Annotated in this window: 13 protein-coding genes; 8 read left to right on the top strand and 5 right to left on the bottom strand. The window is 47.0% G+C overall.

The genetic code is table 11. The annotated features are described in order from the left end of the window. Window positions 1-25 precede the first annotated feature (25 nt). Together CWI81_RS04335 and CWI81_RS04330 are read left to right on the top strand one after the other, a co-directional pair. Complete coding sequence (locus CWI81_RS04335) at window positions 26-2,251, top strand: NADP-dependent isocitrate dehydrogenase (RefSeq protein ID WP_126783987.1); 2,226 nt, start codon at window positions 26-28, stop codon at window positions 2,249-2,251. A gap of 78 nt (window positions 2,252-2,329) precedes the next feature. Next, window positions 2,330-2,800: a hotdog fold domain-containing protein gene (locus CWI81_RS04330; protein ID WP_126783986.1), complete on the top strand. Its 471-nt coding sequence runs from the start codon at window positions 2,330-2,332 to the stop codon at window positions 2,798-2,800. 60 nt (window positions 2,801-2,860) lie between these two features. Here CWI81_RS04330 and CWI81_RS04325 read toward each other — a convergent pair whose 3' ends face one another. After that, entirely contained in the window at window positions 2,861-4,405 is a 1,545-nt protein-coding gene (locus CWI81_RS04325) for a peptide MFS transporter (protein ID WP_126783985.1), read from the bottom strand. Between the two features lie 143 nt (window positions 4,406-4,548). After that, window positions 4,549-6,717: a putative bifunctional diguanylate cyclase/phosphodiesterase gene (locus CWI81_RS04320; protein ID WP_126783984.1), complete on the bottom strand. Its 2,169-nt coding sequence runs from the start codon at window positions 6,715-6,717 to the stop codon at window positions 4,549-4,551. Window positions 6,718-6,845: 128 nt separating this feature from the next. Between CWI81_RS04320 and CWI81_RS04315 the strand changes: the two genes are divergently transcribed. Genes CWI81_RS04315 through CWI81_RS04290 form a run of 6 tightly spaced genes read left to right on the top strand, consistent with a single transcriptional unit; the run spans window position 6,846 to window position 13,689 of the window. Further along, the gene (locus CWI81_RS04315; protein ID WP_126783983.1) at window positions 6,846-7,544 is read left to right on the top strand and encodes a GntR family transcriptional regulator; all 699 of its coding nucleotides are present in this window, start codon (window positions 6,846-6,848) and stop codon (window positions 7,542-7,544) included. Beyond that, complete coding sequence (prpB, locus tag CWI81_RS04310; protein WP_126783982.1) at window positions 7,541-8,419, top strand: methylisocitrate lyase; 879 nt, start codon at window positions 7,541-7,543, stop codon at window positions 8,417-8,419. Before CWI81_RS04315 ends, prpB begins: the two co-directional genes overlap by 4 nt. Window positions 8,420-8,473: 54 nt before the next feature. Next, window positions 8,474-9,598 (top strand): bifunctional 2-methylcitrate synthase/citrate synthase, encoded by a 1,125-nt coding sequence (gene prpC, locus CWI81_RS04305; protein WP_126783981.1) that lies wholly within the window; start codon window positions 8,474-8,476, stop codon window positions 9,596-9,598. A gap of 15 nt (window positions 9,599-9,613) precedes the next feature. Next, window positions 9,614-12,211 (top strand): Fe/S-dependent 2-methylisocitrate dehydratase AcnD, encoded by a 2,598-nt coding sequence (gene acnD / locus CWI81_RS04300; protein WP_126783980.1) that lies wholly within the window; start codon window positions 9,614-9,616, stop codon window positions 12,209-12,211. Window positions 12,212-12,226: 15 nt separating this feature from the next. Beyond that, window positions 12,227-13,405, top strand: coding sequence for a 2-methylaconitate cis-trans isomerase PrpF (gene prpF / locus CWI81_RS04295; RefSeq protein ID WP_126783979.1), 1,179 nt, complete (start codon window positions 12,227-12,229; stop codon window positions 13,403-13,405). Window positions 13,406-13,434: 29 nt separating this feature from the next. After that, window positions 13,435-13,689 carry a hypothetical protein gene (locus CWI81_RS04290; RefSeq protein WP_126783978.1) on the top strand — a complete coding sequence of 85 codons (255 nt, stop codon included), beginning with the start codon at window positions 13,435-13,437 and terminating at the stop codon, window positions 13,687-13,689. Here the strand turns inward: CWI81_RS04290 and CWI81_RS04285 are convergent. The 3 genes from CWI81_RS04285 to CWI81_RS04275 form a co-directional block, all read right to left on the bottom strand. After that, window positions 13,686-14,297, bottom strand: coding sequence for a hypothetical protein (locus tag CWI81_RS04285; RefSeq protein WP_126783977.1), 612 nt, complete (start codon window positions 14,295-14,297; stop codon window positions 13,686-13,688). The genes CWI81_RS04290 and CWI81_RS04285 overlap by 4 nt on opposite strands. A gap of 51 nt (window positions 14,298-14,348) precedes the next feature. After that, a complete protein-coding gene (locus CWI81_RS04280) occupies window positions 14,349-14,699 on the bottom strand; it encodes an alpha/beta hydrolase family protein (protein ID WP_126783976.1) in 351 nt (116 codons plus the stop codon). A gap of 68 nt (window positions 14,700-14,767) precedes the next feature. Beyond that, window positions 14,768-15,508 (bottom strand): 3'-5' exonuclease, encoded by a 741-nt coding sequence (locus tag CWI81_RS04275; RefSeq protein ID WP_126783975.1) that lies wholly within the window; start codon window positions 15,506-15,508, stop codon window positions 14,768-14,770. Between the last annotated feature and the right edge of the window lies 1 nt (window position 15,509).

The following is a 15,509-nucleotide window of genomic DNA, read 5'->3' as shown; positions in this document are numbered from 1 at the left end:
TTTGGTCCAATCAATAGGAATGACTATGTCGACTGATAAAGCAAAGATTATTTATACTGAAACTGATGAGGCGCCTCGGTTGGCGACTTACTCGCTGTTGCCGGTTATTAAGGCGTTTACTAAAGCAGCAGGTGTTTCGGTTGAGACCCGTGATATTTCTTTGGCAGGTCGCATTATTTCGCAGTTTCCAGGGTATCTGACCGAAGAGCAACGGCAGGCAGATGCTTTGGCGGAACTGGGCGAAATGGCGAAGACAGCAGAAGCAAACATTATCAAGCTGCCAAACATCAGTGCGTCGATCCCACAGATGACAGCCTGCATTAAAGAGTTACAAGCGCAAGGGTACAAGTTGCCAGACTTCCCGTTTGACCCTCAGACGGACGAAGAAAAAGATGCGCGTGCACGCTATGACAAAGTAAAGGGCAGCGCGGTTAACCCCGTTTTGCGTGAGGGCAATTCAGACCGTCGTGCTCCTAGTGCGGTGAAGAATTATGCGAAGAAGCATCCACACCGTATGGGTGAGTGGTCTAAAGACTCAAAATCGCACGTCGCGCACATGAATGACGGCGATTTTTACAGCAGTGAAAAGTCGATGACTTCAGCAGCGGCAGATACTTTCAAAATCGTTTTTGAGTCTAACGGCCAGCAACAAGTACTAAAAGAGTCAGTACCGGTACTGGCGGGCGAAGTTGTAGATGCTGCGGTAATGAGCAAGAAGCAACTTCAGTCGTTTTTCGAAAAAGAAACTGCCGCGGCAAAAGAGCAGGGCGTATTGCTGTCATTGCACTTGAAAGCGACAATGATGAAGGTTTCTGACCCTATTATGTTTGGTCATGCGGTTCGTGTTTTTTATAAGGATGTACTTGAAAAACACGCCGATTTAATGAAACAGATAGAGTTTGATCCAAGTAACGGAATTGGCGATCTGTACGGTAAATTAGACAAGCTAACAGCTGAACAGCGTGATGCGGTTGAGTCTGACCTGAACTCCGTTTATGCCAAGCAACCTGAACTGGCAATGGTTAACTCAGATAAAGGCATTACTAACCTGCACGTTCCTAGCGACATCATTATCGACGCTTCTATGCCGGCGATGATTCGTGATTCAGGCAAAATGTGGGATACCGAAGGTGGTCAGAAAGATGCCAAGGCGATGATCCCGGATCGTTGTTACGCAGGTGTTTATCAAGAAACTATCGACTTCTGTCGCGAGCATGGTGCGTTTGATCCATCGACCATGGGCACCGTGCCGAACGTTGGTTTGATGGCGCAAAAAGCAGAAGAGTATGGTTCGCACGATAAGACCTTTGAAATCCCTGCTGATGGCGTTGTTAAAGTATTTAACCAATCAGGTGATGTGGTATTTGAACACCAGGTTGGCGAAGGTGACATCTGGCGTATGTGTCAGGTTAAAGATGCGCCGATTCGCGACTGGGTGAAACTGGCCGTCAACCGCGCACGGTTAAGCGGTATGCCTGCGGTGTTCTGGTTGGATAGCAATCGGGCGCATGACGCACAGCTGATCAAGAAAGTCGAAGAGTATCTTAAAGAACACGATACTGATGGTTTAGATCTGCAAATTATGGCGCCTGTTGAAGCAACACGTCATACGTTGCAGCGTGTCAGTGAAGGTAAAGACACTATCTCGGTTACCGGTAACGTGCTGCGTGACTACTTAACAGACTTGTTCCCGATTTTAGAGCTAGGGACTTCTGCGAAAATGCTGTCTATTGTGCCATTGATGAACGGTGGTGGTTTGTTCGAAACGGGGGCAGGTGGCTCAGCGCCTAAGCACGTTCAACAGTTTGTAGAAGAAAACCACCTGCGTTGGGATTCATTGGGCGAGTTCCTGGCGTTGGCTGCTTCATTAGAGCACCTCAGCCGGACCTTTGATAATCAGCGGGCTAGAATTCTGGCAGAAACGTTGGATGTGGCTAATGCGAAGTTCCTGGAAGAAAACAAGTCGCCATCGCGTAAAGTTGGCGAAATTGATAACCGGGGCTCTCATTTTTATCTGGCTATGTATTGGGCAGAAGCGTTAGCGAATCAAGGCGATGATGCGGAGCTGAAAGAACGTTTTGCTAAGCTGTTTGAGCAGTTCTCAAGTAAAGAACAAGCAATCGTTCAGGAGCTTAACGATATTCAGGGTGCAAAAGTAGATATCGGTGGATACTACGAGCCAGATTCCAAGAAGGTTTCTGCTGCAATGCGTCCGTGTTCAGTATTGAATGATGCGTTAGCCAGTTTATAATTACCGTTAACAAGCGTAATCGTATAAAAAGCAGGCTTAGGCCTGCTTTTTTTGTTTCAATGGTTTGGAGAATTCATTTTGGCCAGTTCTAATTATTTATTAAATTTATACCAGCGCTGTCTGGCTCTGCCGTTTGGACGAAAAATATTTTCCATCATGTTTGCCCGGAAGGCACCGTACTTCGCTACTATTAAGCCGTTAATTACTGAATTAAGGCCCAATTATTGTCAGCTAACTTTTAACAAGCGAAAAGCGGTTCTCAACCATATCGGAACGGTTCACGCGATTGCCATATGTAACGGTATGGAGATGGCGATGGGAGCGGTAGCCGAAGCCTCGATTCCAAAACACCTGCGTTGGATACCGAAAGGAATGAATGTTCAGTACCTGGCTAAGACCAATAGCGATGTGACAATTACGGCAAAAGCCTCGGAGGATACCTGGCAGCCGGGAGAACAACCCATTCGGGTCGAAGCAAGGCGCGACGACGGCACGGTCGTTGCTGCGGGCGAAATTATAATTTACCTGTCGGAGAAACCGACGCGTTAAAGGGGATTAAAAAAGGGACCGAAAGGTCCCTTTTTAGTTTTAGCAAAACGCTATTCTATTTTAAGGCTTACCAACGGGTTCGTTGGCATCAATTACTGCACCAGGGTGGTCGTCGTCCTCGGCCAGTTTCTCCCATTTACGGGTAAACAAGGCAAGCACAAAGACAACAGCACCAACGCTGACACCAAACACAAATATGGTCCAGTAGAGTTCAGGCATTGCTGAAGGGTTTTCAGGGTCTAGCCCGCCCGCTAAAAGACCGGCAATTACATTACCCATCGCGTAGGTGAGTACGAAAACGCCCATCAGCTGACCGGCCATACGCTTCGGAGACAGTTTACTGACCGCACTTAGAGCAACCGGGCTCAGGCACAATTCACCCACTGTATGGATAAAGTAAACAGCTACCAGCCAATACGGAGCCACTTTTAAGCCACTGGCTGCAGCCTGAGAGGCGAAAAACATAACGATAAAACCGGTTGCCATAATGATTAGACCGAGCGCACTTTTAAAGCCATAAGACGGGTTAATCATACGCTTGCTTAGGTTTATCCAAAGCGCGGCGAAGAACGGTGACAAGGCGACCAGAAAAATCGAATTTAACGACTGGAACCAGGTGGTTGGTATTTCGAAGTCGCCCACCATGCGATCGGTTAAGTCGCGCGCAAACAAGTTAAAGGAAGAACCTGCTTGTTCAAAACCGGCCCAGAAGCAGGTTGAGGCAATACACACTAAAAACAGAGCTCCTAAGCGCTTCATTTCATTTCTGGTGAGCTTGCCAAACAGGAAAATGCTTAAGTAGTAAGCAAAGAAAATTATGGTGAATATTATTGCAACATTACCAGCGACGACGGTTGGATTAATAATAATAACATCGTTTAACGCTAGATAGGTGACCACGGCTAAACCAGCTAATAAGGCCCAAATAAGCATCCAACTGCGCTTCATTCCATTAGGGCCTAAAGGTTTTGGTGGTTCGGCACCAACACCTTTTAGTTTAGGTAAAGTCAGGCGGTACTGAATTAGGCCAAGGGCCATACCAACGGCTGCAGCGCCAAAACCCCAGTGATAACCGACATTAGTTTGTAGGTAGCCTGTTACAAAGTAACCGATGATGGAACCAATATTGATACCCATATAATAGAGGGTATAGCCGCCGTCGCGACGGTCGTCGTTAGGACCATAAAGCTGGCCGACCATCGCCGTAATATTGGGCTTTAACAAACCGGTGCCTAACACCACTAAGATCATGCCAATAAAAAAGCCGGCTTCGCTGGGAATGGCCAACACGATGTGGCCGAGCATAATGATGATACCACCATACCAAGTCGCTTTTTGGCCACCTAATAAACGGTCAGCAATCCAGCCACCAGGCAGGCCCATAAAGTACACCGCACCGGTGTAAAGACCATAAATAGCGGTTGCTGAGGCAACGGTTAGAGCGATACCACCTTCTTGCAGAGTGGCTGTCATAAATAGCACTAACAGCGCACGCATGCCGTAATAACTCATGCGCTCCCACATTTCGGTAAAGAATAGCGTTTGCAAGCCACCCGGCTGACCGAAGAAGCTTGCGTCTTTATCGACGATATTTTTAGGATCCATTCTTATTATCCATTTTGTTATTTAACATCAAATAGTTAGCGTCACTAGCAACTTGTTCGACTAAAGTATGAGTCGGAAAAAGTGGCCTTACTTTACTAGCCAGAACGGAAGAATGGAACCGAAAACGATGAATTCAATGGTTTTTAGGGTGTTTGCTGCTGAAACTCAACTGCAGGAACGGGTTTACTAAATAGAAAGCCCTGGAAAGAGTCACACCCCAACATCTGCAGATGTTGAAAGTGCTGCTCTGTTTCAACACCTTCGGCAACAACACTTAAGCCGAGGTTGTGAGATAGCTGCACGATGGTTCTCACTATCGCGTCCTTTTCAGGCGAACTTAACATTTCTCGGACAAAAGAAACGTCTATTTTGAGCAGGTCAAATGGCAGCTTCATTAAGTAAGACAGCGATGAGTACCCAGTACCGAAGTCATCCAATGCGAACTGAATACCTAATTGCTTAAGTTCATTTATTTTGCCGATAACCTCGTCGACATTCTGCATCAACACACTTTCAGTAAGTTCAATTTTCAGCGAACCTGGGGGAACATCATATTGCCGGATTAAATCATTCAGCTTGTCGACAAAATCGAGCTGCTGGAATTGTGGCGAGCTAACATTTATGGACAACACCAAATGAGCCATGCCCAACTGTTGCCATTGTTTTATGATTTTACAGGCCTGTTGGTTAACCCAGTCGCCGAGTGAAACAATTAAGCCGGTTTCTTCAGCAAGTGGGATAAATTCAGCCGGCGAAATAAAGCCTTGCTTTGGATGCTGCCAACGGATGAGAGCCTCAGCACCGATGACCTGACGGGAGCGGTTAAGCTGGGGCTGCAAATACAATTCTAACTGTTGATTGTTTTCTATCGCCCAACGCAAGTCAGACTCCATTCTGACGCGGTGCTCCATGGTATCAGCCATCTGTGGATGAAACAGTTGTATCTGGCCGAGTCCGCAACGCTTAGCCTCTGCTAACGCTAATGCGGCCTGAACCAAAACCTCATCGGCTGATTTATTTTGTTTATTAAGCAGCGTCATGCCAATACTCATTGAACAACGGTGACGGTAGTCTCTTAACGAATAAGGCTCCTCCAGTCGCTGCTGAATATGTTTTGCCATAGTCATTATGGCCGACTGTGCTTTGGCCGGATTGCCATCACAGGAAATGCGTGCAACGGCGGCAAACTCATTTGAACTCGGTCGCGCCACCATATGAATGTCCAGCGGTAACCGTTCAAGTCGGTGAGTGACAGATTGCAACAAGGTATCACCAAGGGTTGGCCCAAGGGTATTGTTAAGCACTTTGAACTTATCGATGTCGATTAAAAACAGTGCCAGGCATTCGCCGTCCGGCACTTCTTCTTGCTGGGAGTTTAAATACTCCAGCAGTGAGCGCCGATTCGGTAATCCAGTTAGGGTATCGTTATAAGCAAGCTCGCGAATTTTTTTACCAGACTGTTGAATTTGGCGTTGATTTAATTGCAAGCGATGGTCAACAACTGAAGATAGCCAGGCAACAATAGCAATAACAGCTACAGCAATAGCTATCGCATAAATTAGCCAATAATGTTGTTGATGACTTGATGACATAATTGCCGGAAGCGGTGTACTATCTTCATAAAAACGAGCCGCTAACATGGCAACATAATGCATTCCGGTTATTGCCGCAGCAATAATTAAAGCAGTCAGTAGCCGTATTCGCTTGGCCGGAGCTTGACGATTTTGCGGCGCGCGATACCTCCGGTAGGTCGACATTGCGAGCACACCGAGAACGACCGCAACAATAATGGAGCCGGCAAACCAGCCCGGGTGATAGCGCAAATCGGCAGCAAGTACCATAGCTTCCATTCCCAGGTAATGCATCAAACCTATACCGGCACCTAATATAGCGCCTGAGGTTAAGGTCAAAACTACTTTTTTGCGCGAGGACAGAGACTGTTGTTCTTGCAGCTGGTGCGCATAAAGATGTAACGAGTAGGCAATAAAGTTACCGATAATAGCGGGTAGCATAGAGAACAGCGTTAAACCGACAGAGTGAGACACCGAAATAGGGAGTTCAAACGCTAACATGCCGATAAAATGCATGCTCCAAACGCCAATACCGGCAATTACCGCGGTAGCCGCTACCCAACCCCGCTGGCGAACCTTTGAACGATATCCATAAGCTCGATCTAAAATTTTTAAAGCTGAAAGAGAGGCAATAAAAGCAATAACATAGGACAGCAGAACCAGCCAAATATCATAATCACCTTCTAGAGGCAGCTGTTGATGCTGACCTAAATCAAAAAACTGTCGCCAAAAATCGAGCATAGTTGGTGTCTTAAATCCTTTAAGAATATCCTAAAACGGGATATTGTCGACAATATTGGCATGCCCGCGTTGAAAAACAATCAATTTACGGGTATTCTTTACCTATTGTCGACAAACAGTGTCATTGCATGAATTCTACATACGATCCCCAGTATAACTTAAGATCACCAGTTACGTCCGCTGATCGGGTGCTGGTGTCGGTGCAGCAAGCCATTGTTGAAGGGCAGTTAGCTCCGGGTGCAAAGATCAGTGAAACTGGTTTAGCTAAGCAATTTAATGTAAGCCGCGCTCCGCTTCGCGAAGCTCTGGCTCGCTTAGAGCGTTGCCACCTTATCGAGCGAACTCCTAACGCAGGTGCTCGGGTCGTAACGTTAACTGCTGACGGTTTGACTGCACTGTATCAGATTCGCGAGGAACTTGAAGGGCTAGCTTGTCGGTTGGCGGCAGAAAGAATGGCCGATGAAGAAATTGATGCACTAGCCAAATTGCTGGAACAGCATCTAAACAGCCAACGAGTACGAGAAGGCGAAAGTTATTATCAGGAAGCTGGCGATGTCGACTTTCATTACCGCATCATTTTAGCCAGTAAAAATCAGTATTTGATCAACATGCTGTGTGATGAGCTATATTTTCTAGTTCGCATGTATCGCGTGCAATTAGGAATGAATGGTCCTCGTGTTTCTCGAGCTTTTGATGAGCACAAAGCAATTATTAATGCCATCGCCAATCGCGATGGTGAACTCGCCGATTTATTAATGCGTCGTCATATTAGTGCGTCGCGTAAAAATATCGAGAAGAAACTACAAGTAGATAAGGAAGTATCATGACTCAACCGCAAAGTCCGGGCGCTAAACTGCGTCAAGCAATTCAGGCAGAAACCCCCTTACAAATTGTCGGAACCATCAATGCTTATACCGCAATGATGGCGGAAAAAGTTGGCCACAAAGCCTTGTATTTATCGGGGGCAGGTGTCGCCAACGCCTCTTTCGGTTTGCCTGACCTGGGTATGACCTCGCTGAACGATGTATGTGAAGACATTCGTCGCATAACCGGAGCTAGTGATCTACCTTTATTAGTAGACGCAGACACCGGTTGGGGCGGCGCGTTCAATATCGCCCGTACAGTGCAAGAAATGACTCGCGCCGGTGCGGCAGGTATGCACATTGAAGATCAAGTGGCTCAAAAGCGCTGTGGCCATCGTCCGAATAAAGAGATTGTGACACAACAAGAGATGGTTGATCGGGTAAAAGCGGCAGTTGATGCGCGCATTGACGACCAATTTTTGATCATGGCGCGGACCGATGCATTGCAACAACAGGGGCTGGATGCTGCATTAGAACGCGCGCAGGCATGCGTTGACGCTGGAGCGGATGCTATTTTTGCCGAAGCTGTGCATACACTGGATCAATACAAAGCCTTTACTGAGGCATTGGATGTTCCAGTACTTGCAAACATTACCGAGTTTGGTGCGACTCCATTGTTCAATAAGCAAGAGCTGGCAGAGGTTGGTGTTGAGATTGTTTTATACCCACTCAGCGCATTCCGGGCAATGAATAAAGCCGCGCTTAACGTTTATAACAGTATTTTGCAAAATGGCGATCAGAAACAAGTGGTCGATGATATGCAGACGCGAGCAGAGCTATACGAATTTTTGAATTACCATGACTTTGAACAGAAGTTAGACGAGCTATTCAAGAAGTAAACTGCGCAGACAGCGCAGATTGCTATCGATAATAAAATTAAGAGGTAAAGAACTATGGCAGATAAGAAACTAAGTGGCGCAGGATTGCGTGGTCAGTCAGCGGGCGAGACAGCTCTGTGTACTGTTGGTAAATCAGGTTCTGGCTTAACTTACCGAGGCTATGACATCAAGGAACTGGCGGAAAAAGTAAGCTTTGAAGAAGTGGCTTATTTGTTGGCAAAAGGCGAACTTCCGAACCAGTCGCAGTTGGATGACTATAAAAAACGTTTGAAATCACTGCGCGTTTTACCGCAAGAGCTAAAAGACGTCTTAGAGCGTATTCCAAAAGACGCACATCCGATGGATGTTATGCGGACTGGCGCTTCAATGTTAGGCAATCTGGAAACAGAAGAAAGTTTTGACGAAGCTGACGCTCATATCGAGCGCTTGCTAGCAACATTCCCTGGTATGGTGCTTTATTGGTATCGCTTTACCCATGACGGCGTGCGGATTGATACCGACTCAGAAGAATTGTCTATCGGCGCTCATTTCCTGCGGTTATTGCATGACAAATCTCCGTCAAAACTGCATGCGGACGTAATGAACACATCATTAATTTTATACGCAGAGCACGAATTTAACGCGTCCACCTTTACTGCGCGAGTCTGTGCTTCAACGTTGTCTGATCTGCACTCATGTGTGACAGGTGCTATTGGCTCGTTACGCGGACCTCTTCATGGTGGTGCTAACGAAGCGGCAATGGAATTAATTGAAGACATGAAAGACGCTGATGATGCCGAGCAAAAACTGATGGGTATGCTTGAGCGTAAAGAGAAAATCATGGGCTTTGGTCACGCAATTTATCGTGATTTTGACCCTCGCAATGACATTATTAAAGCGTGGTCTAAAAAGCTGTCAGAAGAAGTTGGTGACAGCCGTTTATACGAGGTTTCAGCGCGCTGTGAAGAAGTTATGCGTCGTGAGAAAAACTTATTCCCGAATGCGGATTTCTTCCATGCATCAGCCTATAACTACATGGGCATTCCAACCAAGTTATTTACTCCAATTTTTGTTATGTCTCGTGTTACCGGGTGGACAGCCCACGTTAAAGAGCAACGCGCAAATAATCGGATTATTCGCCCATCGGCAGATTACACCGGGCCAGAATCGCGTGCAGTACCCGCTCTTAACGAACGATAAGCGAGGCTTGGTTGTATGAATTCTGAATACCGTAAAAAGTTAGCCGGCACTACGCTCGAGTATTTCGATACTCGGGCTGCCGTCGAAGCAATAGAGCCCGGCGCTTATGACAAACTGCCATACACATCACGGGTGCTGGCAGAAAACCTGGTTCGTCGTTGTCCTCCGGAAATTTTGACACAGTCACTGGAACAACTGGTGTACCGTAAAAGCGAACACGATTTTCCGTGGTATCCGGCCCGAGTTGTTTGCCATGACATTTTAGGCCAGACAGCGCTCGTTGACCTTGCCGGTCTACGCGATGCGATCAGTGAAAAGGGCGGTGATCCGGCGAAAGTAAATCCGGTCGTTCCAACTCAGCTCATTGTCGACCATTCGTTAGCGGTGGAACACGCAGGGTTTGAAGCCGATGCGTTCGAAAAGAACCGCGCGATTGAAGATCGTCGTAACGATGACCGGTTTCACTTTATCAACTGGACTAAAACCGCGTTTAAAAATGTCGATGTGATCCCGCCAGGCAATGGCATTATGCACCAAATCAACCTGGAGAAAATGTCTCCGGTGGTGCAGGTGCGCGATAATGTTGCCTTTGTCGATACCTGTGTCGGTACTGACAGTCATACACCGATGGTTGATGCACTGGGCGTCATCTCAATAGGCGTAGGTGGCTTAGAGGCAGAAAGTGTGATGTTAGGTCGTGCGTCGTATATGCGCCTGCCGGATATTGTTGGGGTTGAATTGACAGGGAAACTTCGCCCAGGGATTACCAGCACCGACTTAGTCTTGGCGATGACCGAGTTTTTACGTCGTGAACGAGTTGTTGGTGCATACCTGGAATTTTTCGGTGAGGGTGCCGAAGGATTAACAGTTGGTGACCGTGCGACAATTTCTAATATGACCCCAGAATATGGCGCAACTGCAGCCATGTTTTATATTGATGAGCAGACAATCGATTACTTAAAGCTCACGGGTCGTGATGATGACCAGGTTGAATTGGTCGAGAAGTTTGCAAAAGAAACCGGTCTTTGGGGGGACAGCCTTAAGCAGGTTGAGTATCAGCGAGTACTTAAGTTTGATCTGTCAAAGGTCGAACGTAACTTAGCGGGCCCTTCAAATCCTCACTCATTGCTGCCAGCAGCTGATTTGAGTGAGCGTGGTGTGGCAAAACACATTGAGCAACCAGAGCAGGATGAAATGCCTGATGGTGCGGTTATTATTGCCGCTATAACCAGTTGCACCAATACCAGTAATCCCAGAAATATGATTGCTGCGGGCCTTATTGCCCGTAATGCTAATAAGCTGGGCCTGACTCGTAAACCGTGGGTTAAATCTTCATTAGCGCCGGGTTCAAAGACCGTCAAAATGTATCTGGAAGAGGCTGACCTGCTACCCGAACTGGAGCAGCTTGGGTTTGGCGTCGTGGCGTTTGCCTGTACCACTTGTAATGGTATGAGTGGCGCCTTGGATCCAAAAATTCAGCAGGAAATAATCGATCGGGATTTATTTTCTACCGCGGTTTTATCAGGTAATCGTAATTTTGACGGACGAATTCATCCTTATGCCAAGCAGGCATTTTTAGCATCGCCGCCGTTGGTTGTTGCTTATGCAATTGCCGGCACCATCCGTTTTGATATCGAAAAAGACGTATTGGGCTATGACGCTGACGGTAACCCAGTGACGTTAAAAGACATTTGGCCGAGTGATGAAGAAATTGACGCAATGGTTAAACAGAACGTTAAGCCAGAACAGTTCCGTAAGGTTTACGATCCTATGTTTAATCTAAACGTGGACTACGGCGACAAGACAGACCCACTGTATGACTGGCGTCCTGATAGTACTTATATTCGTCGACCGCCCTATTGGGAAGGCACCTCAGCGGCTAAGCGCACGATGAAAGGGATGCGACCGTTAGCGGTATTAGGTGACAACATTACAACCGATCATTTGTCGCCGTCGAATGCCATCATGGCAGACAGCGCGGCCGGTGAGTATCTGGCGAAAATGGGTGTTCCGGAAGAAGACTTTAACTCGTACGCAACACATCGTGGTGATCACTTAACGGCGCAACGGGCGACCTTTGCCAACCCGAAACTGTTTAATGAGATGGTGCGGGATGAAAAAGGCGATGTGATTCAAGGCTCGATGGCTCGAATTGAACCTGAGGGCAAGCCGGTTCGCATGTGGGAAGCCATTGAGCATTACATGCAGAATAAACAGCCGTTAATTATTGTTGCGGGTGCTGATTACGGTCAGGGCTCATCGCGCGACTGGGCTGCCAAAGGTGTTCGTCTTGCTGGTGTTGAAGTTATTGTGGCGGAAGGTTTTGAACGGATTCATCGTACCAACTTAATTGGTATGGGGGTTCTACCGCTTCAATTTGAACAGGGGACGACGCGCAACACCTTAAATATTGATGGTACCGAAACCTTTGATGTTAAAGGTAAGCCCGAAGCCGGTGCTATGTTGACTTTAGTCATTCATCGCACAGACGGCAATAGCGAAGAAGTTCCTGTACATTGCCGACTTGATACCCGAGAAGAGGTGTCAATTTACGAAGCGGGTGGTGTACTGCAACGTTTCGCCCAGGACTTTCTTGAAGCGGAAGCGAGCTAAGGAGTAACTCACACTATGGCAAGCAAACCGCAAATAAAAATTCCCGCCACTTATATGCGTGGCGGGACATCTAAGGGGGTTTTTTTCCGCCTACAAGATTTGCCGGAAGCTGCTCAACAACCCGGTGCAGTGAGAGATGCTGTATTGATGAGGGTAATTGGCAGCCCAGATCCTTACGGTAAGCAAACTGACGGAATGGGTGGGGCGACCTCAAGTACGAGCAAGACGGTTATCGTGTCTAAAAGTGCACAGCCGGGTCATGATGTTGACTATTTATTTGGTCAGGTGTCGATTGATAAGCCTTTTGTCGACTGGAGTGGCAATTGCGGCAACTTATCCTCAGCAGTGGGACCCTTTGCGATAGAAAACGGTTTGGTAGATGCAGATAAAGTGCCAGATAACGGGGTTTGTGAAGTCCGTATTTGGCAAGCCAATATCGGTAAGACCATCGTGAATAAAGTGACTATGGTCAATGGTAGTGTTCAGGAAACGGGGGACTTTGAGCTGGACGGTGTCACTTTTGCGGCGGCTGAGGTTCCCGTTGAGTTTATGGACCCATCGGCCGATGGAGAGTCAATGTTTCCGACCGGTCATTTAGTTGATGACCTGGAAGTGCCCGGAATTGGCACTTTAAAAGCGACGCTGATCAATGCCGGTATTCCGACGATTTTCCTGAATGCTGAGGAAATTGGTTACGACGGAACTGAGCTGCAAGAGGCTATAAACAGTGATGCGGACGCCTTACAACGATTTGAGACGATTCGTGCCCACGGTGCCGTTAAAATGGGTCTGATTGATGACGTTGCTGAGGCAGCAAGTCGCCAACACACACCGAAGGTTGCCTTTGTCGCACCGCCTAAAAGCTATACAGCCTCCAGTGGTAAGCGAGTTAAAGAGTCTGAAGTGGATTTGCTGGTCAGGGCAATGTCGATGGGTAAACTGCACCATGCAATGATGGGCACGGCAGCAGTGGCTATAGGCACCGCTGCTGCAATTCCTGGTACAACCGTTAACCTGGCAGCAGGGGGGAATGACCGCACTATGGTGAACTTCGGTCACCCGTCGGGGACTTTGCAGGTTGGAGCAGAGTGCAAACTGGTCAATGGTCAGTGGACCGCGATTAAAGCCATTATGAGCCGCAGTGCGCGTGTGTTGATGGAAGGACAAGTGCGCATTCCGGGAGATGTCTTGTAACGATTTTAATTGGGCTAAACGGTCGTAAAATGAAACAAGCCACGCAAGTCAGGTTATTAAAAGTTGCCATGATTACCGGTATCAGCCTAATCCTATTGGGGCATGTGGTACTGGTTGTTACTTTTGGTAATGATAACATTGACTTTCGTGGCTATATTTTAGGCGCTGCGATGAATGCTGCTGGCGTTATCCTCTCACTTCCTACCAAAATCTATTTAACTTTGGTGTTAATGGAAAAAGAAGAAAGATCCAATAAAAACACTCATTGGAACGATCTCAATTAATCGGCGTAACCCCAGGGTGTTACCGGTGTTTCAACCGGTTCGGTCAAATCAAAATCGACTCGAAACTCCCGGCCTTCGCGAATTAACCGGTAAGTAAATGTTTCTTCGTGGATATACATTTGCCATATATTGGTATTTGATTGCGGTACACCCAGTTCAATGAATAGCTCTTGGGAATAGGCATCAACTGGAAAAGACTGAGCGCTAGCATAGCCGGCATCTTCAGTATGACCACCGTACATAGTTAGCTGGTCGTAATTGCCGTCAGGCTGGCGATGGTCGTGCTTTAGACTGATGCCGGAGCCTGTTTGAGTTAAGATCCACGTGCGGGAATGATCATCACCAACATGAAATGGAATTTCAATACGTTGATCGCTGCACTTACGGACGTGCATAATCAAGTCACCAGAAAAACCACCGCTGGCTGGTGTATCGACAGTCACTTCACCCTGGTAAGACTGCCCGCAATGCTGATTAATGGCATCAAAAAACTTGCTTTGAGCTTGCGTACTAACAGTAGGGGCAGGTTTAACAACCTCAGTTTCTGTTTGTGCGTAAATACTGCTCGAGGCAACGATAAAAGTTGTTGCTAATACAACCTGCTTCATTATTGTTTCTCCCGCAGACCGCGCTAATGCGCGGTCTTGTTTTAAAAGAGATCAGTCGCCAATATGTTGATCGAAGAATTTAATTAACCGAGGGTACAAATCAAATTTGTTTTCTTCTTTTTGAAAACCGTGACCTTCGTCGTCTTTGACGAGACTTTGATAAGGTTTACCGATTTTATCCAGTGCCGTGGTTAATTGCTCGTAGTGTGAAATTGGCACCCGAACATCCTTCGCGCCATGAACTAAAAACAAGTCCGCTTTAATATTGTTGACTAAATTAACCGGTGAATTAGCTTTAAGCTCTTGTTCATCTTCACCAAGCACACGACGCAAATACTTCTGGCCCGAATCGCGCTCAGCGATATCTCCGTCTTCATAAATGATTAAAATTATTATTATCACCGCACATTTGGTATGCGACTAATTTGCTTATTATGTCAGGTTTAAAACCTTACATTAATATGGACATGTTACAAAGTGTTAACGAGTAATTCTGAAAGTGGTGTGTCGGGATTAAAATGATGTGCTACTTGAGCTTGCAGCAACTCTGCAGATGCGATGGCGTCGGTCATTGCGTCGTGCGGAGCATAAAAAGGTAAGTTGTAGCGTTGGCGGCTATCAGCTAATCGAATCGAGGCTGGCTTTTTACCGGTTAATTTATCCCATAGGCTGGGTGGCTTACGATAGAAACGAGCTTCTATCTCCATGGTGTCAATAATTGGAAAATGTATGGTCTCGTTAATTCTATCTTGCAGTGCGCGCTGCAGGAATGGCCGTTCTATTCCCTGATAGTGTACCACCCAAACTTTTCCGGCCACTGCGTCCAATAGGGGGGCTATTAACTGCTCGAAATCTGGAGCCGCGGCTATAGCGCTGTGGGTTATGCCATGTATAGTAATCGATTCTTCAGTTAGTGTACGCCGCGGCTTTACGATCCATTGCTGCGCACCATTAAGTTCGATGCGGGCCAATGTCATCGGCACTATCGCTACGCTAATAATCCCATGTTGATTTGGGTCCATGCCGGTGGTTTCAAAATCAACTGCTACCAGGGGTACCTCTTTTATTGGTGTATCATTAGCTACAATTCCGGCTTGGTAGTATCGTTTTAATGCTGGTGAGTTGGCTTTTTTGGCCAGCTCAGGGAACCGTTTTCGCCAATCGACCCTCGCTGTTCTTTGCTTTTCTTTATCCGGCATTAAATAAAACATA

The sequence above is a fragment of the Idiomarina seosinensis genome (genome assembly GCF_003987275.1).
In the GTDB taxonomy this organism is placed as follows: domain Bacteria; phylum Pseudomonadota; class Gammaproteobacteria; order Enterobacterales; family Alteromonadaceae; genus Idiomarina; species Idiomarina seosinensis.
The sequence above is the reverse complement of the archived record's forward strand: the minus strand, read 5'-3'. Positions and strand labels throughout refer to the sequence as shown.

What these genes read in the sequence shown, in the direction of transcription:
- prpB (WP_126783982.1), top strand. Translation starts at nt 7,541, where the DNA reads ATGACTCAACCGCAAAGTCCGGGCGCTAAACTGCGTCAAGCAATTCAG.
- CWI81_RS04335 (WP_126783987.1), top strand. Translation starts at nt 26, where the DNA reads ATGTCGACTGATAAAGCAAAGATTATTTATACTGAAACTGATGAGGCG.
- CWI81_RS04320 (WP_126783984.1), bottom strand. Translation starts at nt 6,717, where the DNA reads ATGCTCGATTTTTGGCGACAGTTTTTTGATTTAGGTCAGCATCAACAG.
- CWI81_RS04315 (WP_126783983.1), top strand. Translation starts at nt 6,846, where the DNA reads ATGAATTCTACATACGATCCCCAGTATAACTTAAGATCACCAGTTACG.
- CWI81_RS04325 (WP_126783985.1), bottom strand. Translation starts at nt 4,405, where the DNA reads ATGGATCCTAAAAATATCGTCGATAAAGACGCAAGCTTCTTCGGTCAG.
- CWI81_RS04275 (WP_126783975.1), bottom strand. Translation starts at nt 15,508, where the DNA reads ATGTTTTATTTAATGCCGGATAAAGAAAAGCAAAGAACAGCGAGGGTC.
- acnD (WP_126783980.1), top strand. Translation starts at nt 9,614, where the DNA reads ATGAATTCTGAATACCGTAAAAAGTTAGCCGGCACTACGCTCGAGTAT.
- CWI81_RS04285 (WP_126783977.1), bottom strand. Translation starts at nt 14,297, where the DNA reads ATGAAGCAGGTTGTATTAGCAACAACTTTTATCGTTGCCTCGAGCAGT.
- CWI81_RS04290 (WP_126783978.1), top strand. Translation starts at nt 13,435, where the DNA reads ATGAAACAAGCCACGCAAGTCAGGTTATTAAAAGTTGCCATGATTACC.
- prpF (WP_126783979.1), top strand. Translation starts at nt 12,227, where the DNA reads ATGGCAAGCAAACCGCAAATAAAAATTCCCGCCACTTATATGCGTGGC.
- prpC (WP_126783981.1), top strand. Translation starts at nt 8,474, where the DNA reads ATGGCAGATAAGAAACTAAGTGGCGCAGGATTGCGTGGTCAGTCAGCG.